This is a genomic window from Halopseudomonas salina (genome assembly GCF_008641105.1).
Window position 1 is genome coordinate 331,767 of sequence record NZ_VTTI01000003.1, and the last position, 14,542, is coordinate 346,308.

The following is a 14,542-nucleotide window of genomic DNA, read 5'->3' on the forward strand; positions in this document are numbered from 1 at the left end:
GCTTTTACTCCTGATCATCATCGGTTACTTCAGAATCATCAGCCGGACCGGCAGGTTCGTCATCAGCGACTACCGCGCCTTCGATATCGTCGTCACTGTCCAGAATGTCCTCTTCCGATTCCGACGGTTCCTGAATGCGCTCCAGACCCACCAGCTTTTCATCACTGGCTACTTTGATCAGCGTCACACCCTGAGTGTTTCGCGACAGACTGGATACTTCAGCAACGCGTGTGCGTACCAGCGTGCCCTGGTCGGAAATCAACATGATTTCCTCACCATCGACGACCTGCACTGCACCGACCAGAGGGCCATTGCGCTCGTTACTGACCATCGCAATCACGCCTTGGCCGCCACGCTTGTACTGTGGAAATTCCTCAACAGCAGTACGCTTGCCATAGCCCCGGGCAGAAGCGGTCAGAATCTGCGAGCCTTCCTCGACAATAATCATCGAAATCAATTTCTGATCGCCCGCCAATCGCATACCGCGTACACCGCGGGCTGTACGGCCCATGGCACGCACATCGGTTTCCTTGAAGCGGGTTACCTTGCCGCCATCGGAGAACAGCATCACTTCGCGCTCGCCGTCGGTAATGGCAGCGGAAATCAGCTTGTCACCCTCGTCCAGATCCAGGGCAATCAAACCCACGCTGCGCTGGCGACTGAACTGCTCCAGCGGGGTCTTCTTGACTGTACCGTTGGCAGTGGCCATGAAGATGAACCAGCCTTCGGTATATTCGTCGACCGGTAACATCGCACTGATGAACTCGCCGTCGTCCAGCGGCAGCAGGTTGACCAGCGGACGACCGCGCGCTGTACGCGAAGCCTCTGGAATCTCGTAGGTCTTGAGCCAGTAAACCTTGCCCTTGCTGGAGAACAGCAACAACGTGGTATGGCTGTGGGCAACCAGCAGGTGGGACACGTAGTCCTCATCCTTGACGCCGGTTGCCGCCTTGCCGCGGCCACCCCGGCGCTGCGCTTGATAGTCCGCCAGCGGCTGACTCTTGGCATAGCCACCATGGGAGATGGTCACCACGCGCTCTTCTTCGGTGATCAGGTCCGCCAGTGACAGATCCAGGCGCGAGGCGAGGATTTCAGTACGCCTCGCATCGCCAAAGTTGGTGCGAATCAGTTCCAGCTCTTCGACGATGACCTCCATCAAGCGCTCCTGGCTGTTGAGGATGCGCAGCAACTCACCGATCTGAGTCAGGATCTCCTGATACTCGTCCAGCAGCTTCTCGTGCTCAAGCCCAGTCAGACGGTGCAGACGCAGGTCAAGAATCGCCTGAGCCTGGTCGGGAGACAGGTAATACTTTCCATCGCGCAGACCGAACTGCTCATCCAGACCATCCGGGCGGCAGGCATCGGCACCGGCACGTTCGACCATCTCGATTACCGCACCTGGCTCCCAGGGGTTGGCGATCAGTCGCTCCTTGGCCTCACCAGAGGTCGCGGACGCCTTGATCAGAGCGATGACCGGATCGATATTGGTCAGTGCGACGGCCTGGCCTTCGAGAATGTGCCCGCGCTCACGTGCCTTGCGCAGCTCGTAGACAGTACGTCGGGTTACCACTTCCCGGCGGTGCCTTATAAAGGCATCAAGCAGCTCTTTCAGGTTTAGAATGCGTGGCTGACCATCCAGCAGACCGACGATATTGATGCCGAATACATTCTGCATCTGGGTCTGGCTGTAAAGATTATTAAGTACAACCTCGGCGACATCGCCCCGGCGAATCTCGATCACCACGCGCATGCCATCCTTGTCGGACTCGTCACGCAGCTCGGTGATACCTTCGATCTTCTTTTCCTTGACCAGCTCGGCAATTTTCTCGATCAATCGCGCCTTGTTCAGCTGGTATGGCAGCTCATGGATGATGATCTGCTGGCGACCGCCGACTTTGTCGATATCCTCGATGGTGCAGCGGGCACGCACATAGATACGCCCGCGACCAGTGTTATAGGCCTCAACGATGCCGGCACGGCCGTTGATGATGGCTGCAGTCGGAAAATCGGGCCCCGGGATATATTCCATCAGCTCATCGATGGTCATGTCCGGATTTTCGATCAGCGCCAGACAGCCATTGATCACTTCGGTCAGGTTATGCGGCGGAATATTGGTTGCCATGCCCACTGCGATACCGCTGGAACCGTTGACCAGCAGGTTTGGCACCTTGGTCGGCAAAACGGCGGGGATCTGTTCGGTACCGTCGTAGTTGGGTACCCAGTCGACGGTTTCCTTGTCCAGGTCAGCCAGCAACTCATGGGCCAACTTGGTCATGCGGATTTCGGTATAACGCATCGCTGCCGCATTATCGCCATCGACCGACCCGAAGTTACCCTGTCCGTCTACCAGCAGATAGCGCAGCGAGAAAGGCTGAGCCATACGTACGATGGTGTCGTACACCGCAGAGTCGCCGTGCGGGTGATATTTACCGATAACATCACCGACCACACGGGCCGATTTCTTGTAGGGCTTGTTCCAGTCATTCTTCAGCTCGCTCATGGCGAACAGCACCCGACGGTGGACAGGCTTGAGGCCGTCACGCACGTCCGGCAACGCCCGACCGACGATGACGCTCATCGCGTAATCGAGGTAGGACTGTTTCAGCTCATCTTCGATATTGACTGGAAGGATTTCTTTGGCCAGTTCACCCATGAAACGGCATTCCTTTTATTGTCGGCAACGTGACGATGCCCATAGCAATTGTTCAGCGCACTTGAAGGCCCCGCAGGGCCGCTGAAAGGCTTTTGTTGCAGCAATTCAACAGCCAAGCCCGGCGGGCCGATTAAAGCCCGATAGAATACCACAGGGCGGGCTGCGGAGGGAGCCGAAAGACTCTCCCCGGGGACTCTCTCCCACTTCAACGCCGTAAACTCTGTCAGAAAGACTAGTGCAGGTGTCTGTGACTCATCAGATCAGCCAGTTTTTTGGCATCAGGCCGTTCGACAATGCCTTTTTCGGTCACGATAACGTCGATGAGGTCAGCGGGTGTGACGTCAAACACCGGATTGAAAGCTGGTATACCGGCATCGACGGTTTGACCACCCAGGACAAACAGCTCGTCGGCAGAACGCTCTTCGATCACCACCTCGTCGGCGTTTTCCAGTGCCATGTCGATACTGGAACTGGGGGCAACGACCATGAAGCGCAAACCATGGTGCATCGCCAGAATGGAAAGCGCATAGGTACCAATCTTGTTGATTACATCGCCGTTGGCAGCGATCCGGTCCGCTCCGACGATGACCCAGGTGATATCACGGGTCTTCATCAGATGGCCAGCAGCGGCATCCACGTGCACGCAGGCTTGGATACCCTCGCGCTGCAACTCCCAGGCAGTCAGACGTGAACCCTGAAGCCAGGGCCGGGTTTCGTCGACGAAAACGGTATCCACCAGGCCAGCAGCCTGAGCTGCACGTATAACGCCGAGGGCCGTGCCATAGCCGCCGGTGGCCAATGCCCCCGTGTTGCAATGGGTAAGTATATTCTGCGGGGTTTTGTGATGCTTGCGGATCAGCTGCATCCCCAACTTGGCCATCGTCAGGTTGGCCTCAAGATCACTTTGATGGATCGATTGTGCCGCCTCCAGCAAGCGCGCGGGCACATCAGCGTGCGGGGCCAGTCGGGCCAGCCGGTCGCGCATCATCTTAAGCGCCCAGGACAGATTCACCGCAGTCGGCCGGGCCGCTTCAAGCATTTCAAATGCCTCTGCCAGCGCGGCTGTCCAGTCATCACTACTACCTATGGCCCGGGCCTGCAGCGCTATGCCGTAGGCACCGGCGATCCCGATTGCCGGCGCGCCACGCACCAGCATGTCTCCAATAGCCGCTGCCACCTGTGCGGCGTCGGTGCAGTCGACATACTCCTCGCGTCCCGGCAGCAGACGCTGGTCCAGCAGCCGCAGGGCATCGTTGTGCCAGGCCAGCGCGCTGAAACTGTCGGCAACATCGGTATGAACGGCTCGCTGCATGAATAACTCCCAAAACGCCATTATACCTGCGGCCGCCACCTGCTGACGAACATGGAAATGAAAAGCCGCTGCACCTCGGATCAGGCAGACGCTATACTGCCCGGCATGATCCAAGACGAACTCCCCATGACACCCCTACCCGAGCAGATAGACCTGCTGATTCTGCCGAGCTGGATAGTGCCTGTGATCCCCGCAGGCACTGTACTGGCAGAGCACGCCCTGGCCGTGAATGAGGGCCGCATTGTCGGCATCATTACCCGCACCCAGGCCGCCAACGTGCAGGCCAGAGTGCGGCGTGAACTGCCGGGCCACGTGCTCATACCGGGCCTGATAAACGCCCATGGTCACGCCGCGATGAGCCTATTTCGGGGCCTGGCTGACGATCTTCCACTGATGACCTGGCTGCAGGAGCACATCTGGCCGGCCGAAGCTCGTTGGGTCAACCAGGACTTCATCCGCCTGGGCACCCGACTCGCCATCGCCGAGATGCTGCGCGGCGGTACAACCTGCTTCGCCGACATGTACTTTCACCCTGAGGTTGCTGCAGAGGCGGCCATCGAGGCGGGCATACGGGCGCAGCTGGCCTTCCCGGTGATTGACAATCCGATTCCAGGGGCGCGGGACAGCGCAGAAGCAACCGCCAAAGGACTGAAGCTGCGCGACGAGTTGCAGCACAACTCGCTGATAAATGTCGCATTCGGCCCCCACTCCCCCTACACGGTGGGTGACACCACGCTGGCGAACGTACGGATGCTCGCCGACGAACTGGAAATGCCGGTACACATGCATGTTCACGAGACAGCAGGGGAAGTATCAGATGCTCTTGCCCAGGGCAGTCAACGACCATTGCAGCGCCTCAAAACGCTGGGATTGCTGAATCCGAGAATGCAAGCGGTGCACATGACCCAGATCAACGATGAAGATCTCGAGCTGCTGATCAATCATGGCGTTTCGGTGATTCACTGCCCTGAATCGAACATGAAGCTGGCCAGTGGCGTCTGTCCCGTGCAGCGGCTGATTGATGCCGGCGTGAATGTAGCCCTGGGTACCGACGGTGCGGCCAGCAACAACGATCTGGACATGTTTGGTGAAATGCGCACCGCCTCTCTGCTGGCCAAGAGCAGCACCGGCCTGTCCACCGCCCTCACCGCCCATCAGGCCTTGCATATGGCTACCATGGGTGGCGCGCTGGCAATGGGTATTGCCGAGGACACTGGATCGCTGGAGGTCGGCAAATCGGCGGATATTGCGGCAGTCGATCTCTCTGCCCTGATCCATCAGCCGGTTTACCATCCGGTTTCTCAACTGCTCTACACCTGCAACGCCAGCCAGGTAGCCCATGTCTGGGTGGCCGGTCGCGAAAAAGTCAACGCCGGCCAGCTCATACTGCCCGATCAGGACGGGCTGCTCGCCGCCGTCAAACAGTGGTCACAACAGATTCTAGAGAGGGATGAAGATCATGCTTAACGTCGATCGCGCCGAAATTGCCAAGTTCGAAGCCCTGGCCAGCCGCTGGTGGGACCGCAATAGCGAGTTCAAGCCGCTGCATCAGATCAACCCACTGCGCACCAACTGGATCGAGCAGAAAGTCGGTCTGGCCGGCATGGAAATCCTCGATGTGGGCTGCGGCGGTGGCATTCTCGCCGAAGCCATGGCCTTGCGTGGCGCCAAGGTGACCGGCATCGACATGGGCGAAGCGCCGCTCGCCGTAGCCCGGCTGCATCAGCTGGAGTCGGGCGTGGAAGTGGACTACCAGCAGACAACTGCCGAGCAGATGGCAGAAGCATATCCGGAACGTTTCGATATCGTTACCTGCCTGGAAATGCTTGAACATGTGCCGGACCCCAGCTCGGTCATCCGTGCCTGCGCTACGCTGGTCAAGCCAGGCGGACATGTCTTTTTCTCCACGATCAATCGCAACCCCAAGTCATTTGTGTTTGCCATTGTAGGGGCCGAATACATTCTCAAGCTGCTGCCGCGGGGCACCCACGAATTCGCCAAATTCATCAAGCCCGCCGAACTCGGAGGCTGGTCGCGTGAAGCAGGTCTGGATATGCAGGACATCATCGGACTGACCTACAACCCGCTGACGAAGATCTACAAGCTCGAGCAGAATGTCGACGTGAACTACATGATCCACACACAGCGGAGTCTGTGAGCGCATGCTGACCAGTGTTCTCTTTGATCTGGACGGCACGCTGATCGATACCGCTGATGATTTCATGGCTATTGTTTGCGCCATGCGCAGCGAGGCCGGCCTGACTGCCGTGGACGATGCGCTGGTTCGCAACCGGGTATCCGACGGATCAGCCGGCATGCTGGCCGCAGCTTATGCGATCGAAGCCGATGACCCGCAAATGAAGGATCTGCGCAGCGAGTTCCTGCTGCGCTACGAGCGCGACCTGGCCGCCCATGCCCGTCTTTATCCAGGCGTTGCTGAACTCCTTGCGTGGCTGGAAGCCGAGAATCTTCCCTGGGGCGTCGTGACCAACAAACTCAGTCGCTTCAGCACCCCGTTGCTTGAAGCCATGGGGCTGGGTAATCGCTGCTGCAGTCTGGTCTGTCCCGACCATGTCATCCAGGGCAAACCGCATCCCGAGTCACTGCTCAAGGCATGCCGGGACATGCGTACCGATCCGCAGCACTCGGTCTTCGTCGGTGATCACCTGCGTGATATCCAGGCCGGCCGCGCCGCCGGGATGGCGACGGTAGCCGCACTATATGGCTACATCCCTCCGGATCAGAATCCAGCTTCGTGGCAAGCCACATACAGCATCCAATCCCCCGCTGAACTACGCCCATGGCTTCAGACCAGACGCATCCAGGAGACTCCCGATGTTTGATTACAAAGCCCCTCAGAACCTACTCGTCGATCGCGTTATCCTGGTTACCGGGGCCGGAGACGGGATCGGCCGCGCCTGCGCGCTCAGCTGCGCCGCCCATGGCGCAACTGTCGTGCTCATCGGCCGAACTCCCTCCAAGCTCGAAGCGGTATACGACGAGATAGAAGCAGCCGGCTATCCACGGCCGGCCATGTGCCCGCTGAATCTGGAAACGGCACTCGAGAAGGATTATCAGGATCTGGCCGATCAGCTGTTCGACACCTTCGGCAAGCTTGATGGCCTGGTACATAATGCGGCGCTACTGGGTCCACGAACCATGCTGGACAACGTCAAGGCCGAGGCCTGGCTGCAGCTGATGCAGGTCAATGTGAATGCGCCCTTCCTGCTGACCAAGGCAATGATGCCTTTGTTGCGTCAATCCACAGATGCTTCGGTGGTCTGCGTATCCTCCAGTGTGGGGCGCAAGGGCAAGGCTTACTGGGGGCCTTATGCGGTGAGCAAATTTGCCATTGAGGGGCTTATGCAAGTGCTCGCCGACGAGCAGGAGGGTACCAGCGCGATCCGCGTCAACAGCCTCAACCCTGGGGCAACGCGTACCTCTATGCGCAAGGCTGCGTATCCCGGAGAGCCACCGGAAAAGAATCCCGAGCCATCAGAGATCATGCCGGCGTTTCTGTATCTGCTCGGACCTGACAGTAAGAACACCAACGGACAGGCGCTTGACGCCCAATAGCCAGCATTTTGACATTGGTGTGGCATCGCACTGCCCAGCCCCTGTTACTGTGCGGCAATTTTCTGCCGCACAGCCTGCAGAAAAGACCAAGAAATTCTACAAGAATTTGTTTTAAATACAGTTTTTATTAGTGGCACGCAACCTGCATTAGTTCGGATAACCCCAATACCGGCGCGCAGGACTGCACATGACTCTGACCCAGGGTAATACCATAGATTTTGATTCTGCCCGCCTCAAGTTGAGCGAGAACGCGAGCACTGTCGCAGTCTTGCCCGCACAAACCAACCTTATCAGCCTCGCAGCGGTACAGGACAAGCTCACACAGAGTCTGCAAACATCGCTGGAGCTTGATCGCATTCTCGAACTTTTCTTCCAGGAACTCCGTGCCTATCTTGGCCTTGACTGCCTGGATTACCGGCTCGAAGGAAGAAACCTTCACCACCGCATCGGGCAACCGAGTCTGCATCGCTGCAGCTACCGGATGACCCATGAAGGCAGCTTTTTGGGTGAGATCCAGTTCGGCCGGAAAAAGCGCTTCACCGAAGCCCATCTGAAAACACTGGAAACCCTGCTGGGTAACCTGCTCTATCCGCTGCGCAATGCACTCCTTTACCGCGAAGCGGTTTACTGCGCGCACAACGATAGTCTGACCGGGGTGGGCAATCGCCTGGCAATGGACCGCGCCCTGGATCGCGAGGTAAGGCTTTCAATCAGAAATCGCTCGACCCTTTCCCTGCTGGTGCTGGATATCGATTACTTCAAGCAGATCAATGATCAATATGGCCATGCGTGCGGAGATGACGCGCTCAAGGCGGTAGTCAATTGCATACGCAATTGCCTGCGCGGCGCCGACGACATATTTCGCATGGGCGGTGAGGAGTTTGTGATCCTGCTGGGTGACACCGCAGCCAATGAAGCCCGAATGGTTGCCGAGCGTATCCGCTGCGCTATCGAGGAAATGCAGTTTCAGACTGATGGTATTTCGATTCCAATAACAGCCAGTCTGGGCGTCGCTACCCGCCGGCCGGATGAAGGCATTCGGGAGATTCTGGATCGCTGTGACAAGCTTATGTACTGCGCCAAGCGAGCCGGCCGTAACCGGATCGCAGCGCAGTAACACGTTATTTCCTGCCGTGGGGTACCTTGGTGCGACGTACGGTACGAGCCTGGTGCATTGATGGCTTGCGGGCCATGCGCTGCATCTTCTCTTTATCGCTGGTTTTCATCGCCGGCAATGCAATCGCCTCCAGTCCGACTTCCTGGCTGAGCGCATCAATTTCGTTTTGCTTCATTTCCCGCCAGCGACCTACAGGTAGTTCAGGACCAAGAAAAACCGGCCCGAAACGTACGCGCTTGAGGCGGTTGACCCGCATACCCTGAGACTCCCACAGGCGGCGCACCTCGCGATTACGGCCTTCCATCAAACAGACGTGGTACCAGCGATTGATACCCTCCCCGCCCGAGGCAACAATGTCCGTAAAGCGTGCCGGGCCATCATCCAGCATGACTCCGGTCTTCAGGCGTTCAATCATCTCATCATCGACTTCGCCCATCACCCGCACCGCGTACTCGCGATCCATCTGATAAGAGGGATGCATCAGCCGGTTAGCCAGCTCGCCATCGGTAGTGAACAGCAGCAGTCCCGAAGTATTGATATCCAGACGACCGATATTGATCCAGCGACCATGCTTCAGGCGTGGCAGGCGGTCAAAAACGGTGGGGCGGCCCTCAGGGTCATCGCGGGTGCATACCTCGCCTTCGGGCTTGTTGTAGAGCATAACGCGACGGGCTTCTTCATTGGCGATGTCGCGCTTGACCGGGCGACCATCTACCAGAATCTGATCCAGGCTATCGACTCGGCAGCCGAGGCTGGCAATCTGCCCGTTGACGCTGATCCGTCCGCCTTCTATCCAGGATTCGATTTCGCGCCGCGAGCCAAGCCCGACGCGGGCAAGAACCTTCTGCAGCTTTTCCCCGGTAACGGGGTTTGAGGGTTGGTCTGTCATGCTGGGCACCTCCCGGTGTAATGGTAAATCGTGACCGGTAATCTTAACACCGCGACAGGTAGTCGACCAGCCGATTGTCAGCGCCCTTCGTCGCCCTCGTAGCCCTCATCACCGCCCCCATCACCGGGGCTCAACTCATCGGGTCGCAAATCATCGAAATCGGTCTTGATATTCGATTCCATGGAACCCAGCTCGGCCATCAGCGCGTGGAAGCCGGTTTCTGCTGCTTCACGATCCAGCGGCTGAAGCGGCTCGAAAGGCATCCATGGAGCAGTCTCATCCTGATCCGCGCCGGCTCCTTCGTCCTGCAAACCGAGCTCCGGCTCCATCTGGTCGAGATCGCGTATCTCCGCCAGGGGCGGCAGTTCGCTGAGACTACGCAGATTGAAATGATCAAGAAACTGGCGGGTGGTTGCATACATGGCCGGACGACCGGGTACATCGCGATGCCCGACTATGCGCACCCACTCACGTTCGAGCAAAGTCTTGACGATATGGCTGCTGACCGCCACACCCCGGACGTCCTCGATTTCCCCGCGGGTAATGGGCTGGCGATAGGCAATCAGGGCCAGGGTTTCCAGCATTGCCCGGGAATAGCGCTGGGGTCTTTCCTCCCAGAGCCTGCTGACCCAGGGAGAAAAGGATTCGCGCACCTGCAGACGCCAGCCGCTGGCAACCTCGCGCAGCTCGATACTGCGGCCTTCATAATGGCTGGCCAAGCTGGCCAGCGCGCTACGCAGCTCATCCAACCCAGGCTCACGGCCCTCATCGAAGAGTTCGCGCAGGCGCTCAAGACTCAGCGGGCGACCAGCGGCAAGCAAGGCCGCTTCCACTATCTGCTCAATCGTCGGCTGGGACATCGTCACCTCGCACTTTCACGTGTATGGGTGAAAAGGCATCACCCTGGACCAGATCGATCAGCTGCTCCTTGACCAGCTCGAGCACCGCCATAAAAGTAACCACCACGCCCAGCTTACCCTCCCCGGCTGTGAACAGGCTGACGAAAGGAACAAATTGCTGACCACGCAACCGGTCCAGCACTTCGGCCATACGTTCACGCGTTGAGAGAATTTCACGGGTAACCTGGTGGCTTTCAAACATGTCGGCACGGCGCAACACTTCCGACAGTGCCAGTAGCAGCTCCTGCATATCCACCTCCGGATGAGCCCGGCGGTTCTGCACCTGGGGCGCCTCTGCGCTGGCCACAGCAGTATCACGGCCGACTCGGCTGAGGCCATCAATGTCTTCGGCGGCCTGCTTGAAGCGCTCGTATTCCTGCAGTCGGCGGATCAGCTCGGCACGAGGATCATGCTCTTCGTCTTCGTCCTCTGCATGCCTGGGCAGCAGCATGCGTGACTTGATCTCGGCCAGCATCGCCGCCATCACCAGATATTCGGCGGCCAGCTCAAGACGCACCACCTTCATCAACTCGACATACCCCATGTACTGCTTGGTAATCTCGGCAACAGGGATTTCCAGGATGTCGATATTCTGGCGACGAATCAGATAAAGCAAAAGATCAAGAGGACCTTCAAAGGCTTCGAGAAAAACCTCCAGGGCCTCGGGCGGGATGTAGAGGTCCTGGGGCATTTCAGTGACTGCCTTGCCATGCACCATGGCAAAGGGCATTTCCTGCTGGCGACCGGCTACCAGTTGCGACGGCAGACTCGCAGCGACCTGGGGCGTAATAATGACGCTCTCTGGCTGCGGGTCACGCTCATCGCCGCTCATGCTTACTCTCGATACTGCAGGCCCATGGCCTGACGTACTTCGACCAGGGTATCGCGGGCGGCCTCACGGGCGCGTTCAGTGCCCTCGTTGAGGATCATCCGCACCGCGTCGGGGTTCGACTCGAAATCAGCAGCTCGTTCCTGTATCGGAGCCAGTTCAGCCACGATCGCATCGATCACCGGTTTCTTGCAGTCCAGGCAACCTATACCCGCGCTACGGCAGCCTTCCTTGACCCACTCATGTGTAGCGCTGTCGGTATATACCTGATGCAGCTGGAATACCGGACATTTGGTTGGCTCACCCGGATCCGTGCGCCGTACGCGGGCAGGGTCGGTCGGCATGCGCCGCACCTTGACATCGACCTCATCGCTGGTATCGCGCAGGGTGATGGTGTTGCCGTAGGACTTGGACATCTTCTGACCGTCCAGCCCCGGCATCTTGGAATCGGGAGTCAGTAATGCCTGAGGCTCTGGCAGGATGACCTTGCCGCCGCCTTCCAGATAGCCGAATAATCGTTCCTTGTCACTCAGGGTGATGTTCTGCTGCTCCTTGAGCAGCGCCCGGGCGGTCTCCAGGGCCTCGGCATCGCCCTGCTCCTGGTAAGCCTTGCGCAGCTTGCTGTAGAGCTTGGCCGTTTTCTTGCCCATCTTGTGCACGGCAGCGTCGGCTTTTTCCTCGAAACCCGGCTCACGGCCGTAGAGATGATTGAAGCGACGCGCCACTTCACGGGTGATTTCCACGTGAGCCACCTGGTCGGCACCCACAGGCACCAGACCGGCGCGATACATCAGGATATCGGCACTCTGCAGCAACGGATAGCCAAGGAAGCCGTAAGTAGCCAGGTCCATGTCCTTGAGTTTTTCCTGCTGGTCCTTGTAGGTCGGCACCCTCTCCAGCCAACTGACCGGTGTGACCATCGACAGCAACAGATGCAGCTCTGCGTGCTCGGGCACCTGGGACTGGATAAACAGCGTTGAAGAGCCACCACTGACGCCCGCAGCCAGCCAGTCTATCAACATGTCCCAGACGTTCTGTTCGATGTTTTCCGGAGTCTCGTAGTGAGTCGTCAGAGCGTGCCAGTCGGCAGCGAAGAAGAAGCACTCGTACTCATGCTGCAGACGGACCCAGTTTTTCAGTACGCCGTGGTAGTGACCCAGATGCAGGCGGCCCGTGGGGCGCATACCTGATAAAACCCGACGCTGTGAATCAACGGAACTCAATGAGGACTCCTGGAATATGTTTTGGTGGTTGATGTTATAGGGCAGCTGGCGATTATACGCATATCAGCCACAGAATCATTGCTCTGGAGCCCCGCCGAAGGGTGCCGGATTTCCCAGCCCCACACGAAGCACCTCGGGTTCGCCCTCAAGCAGACTGACCACGGTGGTCGGCTCTATGTTGCAAGCCCCCCCATCTATGATCAGATCGAGCTGCTTGCCCAGCCGGTCACGGATCATTTCGGGATCCGTCAGCGGTAAATCATCACCAGGCAACATCAGGGTCACACTCATCATCGGCTCGCCCAGAGCCTCCAGCAGAGCCTGGGTAATGGCGTGATTGGGAATACGCAGACCGATAGTACGACGCTTGGGATGCAGAAGACGTCGCGGCACTTCGTTGGTGGCGTTCAGAATGAAGGTATAGGGGCCGGGCGTACAGGCCTTGAGAAGCCGGAAAGTCTGATTATCCACCTTGGCGTACACCCCTAGCTCGGATAGATCCCGGCAAATCAGGGTGAAGTTGTGCTTGTCGTCCAGCTGACGCAGCCGGCGAATCCGCTCCAGCGCATCCTTGTCGCCCAGATGACAGCCCAGTGCATAGGCAGAGTCTGTCGGGTAGGCAACGACACCGCCCTTGCGAATGATTTCCGCCGCCTGGCGAATCAGCCGCACCTGCGGGTTCTCGGGATGAATATGAAAATACTGGCTCACGCGATGGTCCCTTGTCGTGGTTTTGCGCAGTTTAGCGAGAAAACAGCGGATCGTCCCATACCGGCGTGCATTGTGGCGGCAGTGACGTCATTTTGCCCAGGGCAGTCCAGGGTGATTCAGGAGTATGGAAGTCGCTACCACAGCTGGCGAGAAACCCGAACTCTTCGGAGAGTTTGCCCAGATAGGCCACTTGCTCGACCGCCTGCTGACCATTGACCACCTCGATCCCACGCCCGCCGGCCTGGGCGAAATCCGTCAGCGCCCGCCTGAGTCGCGAGCGGGTAAAACCGTAATGCCAGGGATGCGCCATCACTGCCATACCGCCTGCCGCTCGTATCTGGCTGACTGCTTCGGGTAGTTCCGGCCAGTGCTGCTTTATATCGCCCAATTTTCCCGCTCCCAGCCACTTGCGAAACGCCTCCGCTCGATCGCGCACATGCCCAGCCTCAAGCATCCAGTCGGCGAAATGCGGCCGGGCCGGCGGGCTGTGCGGATCACCACCGGCTGCCACCTGCGCTGCCATGGCTCCTTCCAGCGCGCCCGGCATGCGCTTGGCGGCGAGCTTGCGCGCTATCTGCTCCGCCCGCAGCCAACGACCATTGCGAACCTCTTCTATGGATGCCAATAGCGCCGGGGATTCTGGATCAAAGCCATAGCCGAGCACATGCAGGGTGTGCCCCTGCCACTGCGCCGACAGCTCCACACCGCTGATCCAGTGCATTCCCAGTTCCCGCGCTGCCTGGGCCGCAACCGGCAAGCCGTCAAGACAGTCGTGGTCGGTCAAGGCTACCATCGATATACCGGCCGACGATGCTTCACGCATCAGCTCGAGAGGATCGAGCATCCCATCGGAGGCGGTGCTATGCATGTGGAGATCGGCAATCAATAGAGGCTCCCGGGTGGCTGAGAAGGGACAAATGCAGTGTATTTTCATTATTATGCAGGCCAAACGCTGACAACACCTAACCCGATGACATAAGTTACAGACCATGTCATCTACCGAACCGGACCGAGGTTTATCCATGTATTTTGCCATTATGGCTACTGACGTACCCGATTCACTATCAGCACGCATGAGTGCCCGTCCCGCCCACCTGGCCCGGCTTCAGGCCCTGCAGGATGCCGGCCGGCTGCTGGTCGCCGGGCCACATCCGGCGATTGAGTCCCTGGACCCCGGCCCGGCCGGCTTCACCGGCAGCCTGATCATTGCCGAATTTGCGTCCGCCGAGGCCGCGCAGGCCTGGGCCGGAGAGGACCCCTATGTGGCAGCCGGGGTATATGCCGACGTGCTGATCAAACCCTTCAAACCTGTTATGCCCGCCTGAACCAGGAG

The 14,542-nt window shown here is 58.7% G+C and carries 13 protein-coding genes and 1 pseudogene; 6 read left to right on the plus strand and 8 right to left on the minus strand.

Features of this window, described 5'->3' with window-relative positions; all coding sequences use genetic code 11:
• Positions 1 to 4 precede the first annotated feature (4 nt).
• Both gyrA and mtnA read right to left on the minus strand, forming a co-directional pair.
• On the minus strand, positions 5 to 2,653 hold the full coding sequence (gene gyrA, locus FZF01_RS06860; RefSeq protein WP_150277396.1) for a DNA gyrase subunit A: 2,649 nt from the start codon (positions 2,651 to 2,653) through the stop codon (positions 5 to 7).
• 232 nt (positions 2,654 to 2,885) lie between these two features.
• The gene (mtnA, locus tag FZF01_RS06865) at positions 2,886 to 3,965 is read right to left on the minus strand and encodes an S-methyl-5-thioribose-1-phosphate isomerase (protein WP_150277397.1); all 1,080 of its coding nucleotides are present in this window, start codon (positions 3,963 to 3,965) and stop codon (positions 2,886 to 2,888) included.
• A gap of 126 nt (positions 3,966 to 4,091) precedes the next feature.
• Here mtnA and FZF01_RS06870 point away from each other — a divergent pair, with 126 nt between their 5' ends.
• From FZF01_RS06870 to FZF01_RS06890, 5 genes are all read left to right on the plus strand, one after another.
• Positions 4,092 to 5,432: a TRZ/ATZ family hydrolase gene (locus tag FZF01_RS06870; protein ID WP_150277398.1), complete on the plus strand. Its 1,341-nt coding sequence runs from the start codon at positions 4,092 to 4,094 to the stop codon at positions 5,430 to 5,432.
• Positions 5,425 to 6,123, plus strand: a complete 699-nt coding sequence (gene ubiG, locus FZF01_RS06875; RefSeq protein ID WP_150277399.1) for a bifunctional 2-polyprenyl-6-hydroxyphenol methylase/3-demethylubiquinol 3-O-methyltransferase UbiG — start codon at positions 5,425 to 5,427, stop codon at positions 6,121 to 6,123. The genes FZF01_RS06870 and ubiG overlap by 8 nt, the downstream gene beginning before the upstream one ends.
• 4 nt (positions 6,124 to 6,127) lie before the next feature.
• The gene (locus tag FZF01_RS06880; RefSeq protein ID WP_150277400.1) at positions 6,128 to 6,808 is read left to right on the plus strand and encodes an HAD family hydrolase; all 681 of its coding nucleotides are present in this window, start codon (positions 6,128 to 6,130) and stop codon (positions 6,806 to 6,808) included.
• Entirely contained in the window at positions 6,801 to 7,541 is a 741-nt protein-coding gene (locus FZF01_RS06885; protein WP_150277401.1) for a YciK family oxidoreductase, read from the plus strand. Before FZF01_RS06880 ends, FZF01_RS06885 begins: the two co-directional genes overlap by 8 nt.
• Positions 7,542 to 7,728: 187 nt before the next feature.
• Entirely contained in the window at positions 7,729 to 8,658 is a 930-nt protein-coding gene (locus FZF01_RS06890; RefSeq protein ID WP_150277402.1) for a GGDEF domain-containing protein, read from the plus strand.
• A 16-nt stretch (positions 8,659 to 8,674) separates the two neighbouring features.
• Here the strand turns inward: FZF01_RS06890 and rluB are convergent.
• The 6 genes and pseudogenes from rluB to FZF01_RS06920 all read right to left on the minus strand — a co-directional run.
• Positions 8,675 to 9,547: pseudogene (gene rluB, locus FZF01_RS06895) on the minus strand (23S rRNA pseudouridine(2605) synthase RluB); the annotation flags it as partial.
• A 77-nt stretch (positions 9,548 to 9,624) separates the two neighbouring features.
• On the minus strand, positions 9,625 to 10,413 hold the full coding sequence (scpB, locus tag FZF01_RS06900; protein ID WP_150277404.1) for an SMC-Scp complex subunit ScpB: 789 nt from the start codon (positions 10,411 to 10,413) through the stop codon (positions 9,625 to 9,627).
• Positions 10,388 to 11,176 (minus strand): segregation and condensation protein A, encoded by a 789-nt coding sequence (locus tag FZF01_RS06905; RefSeq protein WP_263363759.1) that lies wholly within the window; start codon positions 11,174 to 11,176, stop codon positions 10,388 to 10,390. Before FZF01_RS06905 ends, scpB begins: the two co-directional genes overlap by 26 nt.
• 104 nt (positions 11,177 to 11,280) lie before the next feature.
• Positions 11,281 to 12,498: a tryptophan--tRNA ligase gene (locus FZF01_RS06910; protein ID WP_150277406.1), complete on the minus strand. Its 1,218-nt coding sequence runs from the start codon at positions 12,496 to 12,498 to the stop codon at positions 11,281 to 11,283.
• Positions 12,499 to 12,573: 75 nt separating this feature from the next.
• The gene (locus FZF01_RS06915; RefSeq protein ID WP_150277407.1) at positions 12,574 to 13,209 is read right to left on the minus strand and encodes an L-threonylcarbamoyladenylate synthase; all 636 of its coding nucleotides are present in this window, start codon (positions 13,207 to 13,209) and stop codon (positions 12,574 to 12,576) included.
• Positions 13,210 to 13,240: 31 nt separating this feature from the next.
• The gene (locus tag FZF01_RS06920; protein WP_150277408.1) at positions 13,241 to 14,095 is read right to left on the minus strand and encodes a PHP domain-containing protein; all 855 of its coding nucleotides are present in this window, start codon (positions 14,093 to 14,095) and stop codon (positions 13,241 to 13,243) included.
• Between the two features lie 136 nt (positions 14,096 to 14,231).
• On the opposite strand from FZF01_RS06920, the gene FZF01_RS06925 reads away from it, so the two are divergent.
• A complete protein-coding gene (locus tag FZF01_RS06925) occupies positions 14,232 to 14,534 on the plus strand; it encodes a YciI family protein (protein ID WP_150277409.1) in 303 nt (100 codons plus the stop codon).
• Positions 14,535 to 14,542 lie beyond the last annotated feature (8 nt).

Bases quoted from the DNA above. Each gene is read 5' to 3' on its own strand.
- gyrA (WP_150277396.1), bottom strand. From the start codon at position 2,653: ATGGGTGAACTGGCCAAAGAAATCCTTCCAGTCAATATCGAAGATGAG.
- ubiG (WP_150277399.1), top strand. From the start codon at position 5,425: ATGCTTAACGTCGATCGCGCCGAAATTGCCAAGTTCGAAGCCCTGGCC.
- FZF01_RS06880 (WP_150277400.1), top strand. From the start codon at position 6,128: ATGCTGACCAGTGTTCTCTTTGATCTGGACGGCACGCTGATCGATACC.
- FZF01_RS06925 (WP_150277409.1), top strand. From the start codon at position 14,232: ATGTATTTTGCCATTATGGCTACTGACGTACCCGATTCACTATCAGCA.
- FZF01_RS06890 (WP_150277402.1), top strand. From the start codon at position 7,729: ATGACTCTGACCCAGGGTAATACCATAGATTTTGATTCTGCCCGCCTC.
- FZF01_RS06870 (WP_150277398.1), top strand. From the start codon at position 4,092: ATGACACCCCTACCCGAGCAGATAGACCTGCTGATTCTGCCGAGCTGG.
- FZF01_RS06905 (WP_263363759.1), bottom strand. From the start codon at position 11,176: ATGCCCTTTGCCATGGTGCATGGCAAGGCAGTCACTGAAATGCCCCAG.
- FZF01_RS06885 (WP_150277401.1), top strand. From the start codon at position 6,801: ATGTTTGATTACAAAGCCCCTCAGAACCTACTCGTCGATCGCGTTATC.
- mtnA (WP_150277397.1), bottom strand. From the start codon at position 3,965: ATGCAGCGAGCCGTTCATACCGATGTTGCCGACAGTTTCAGCGCGCTG.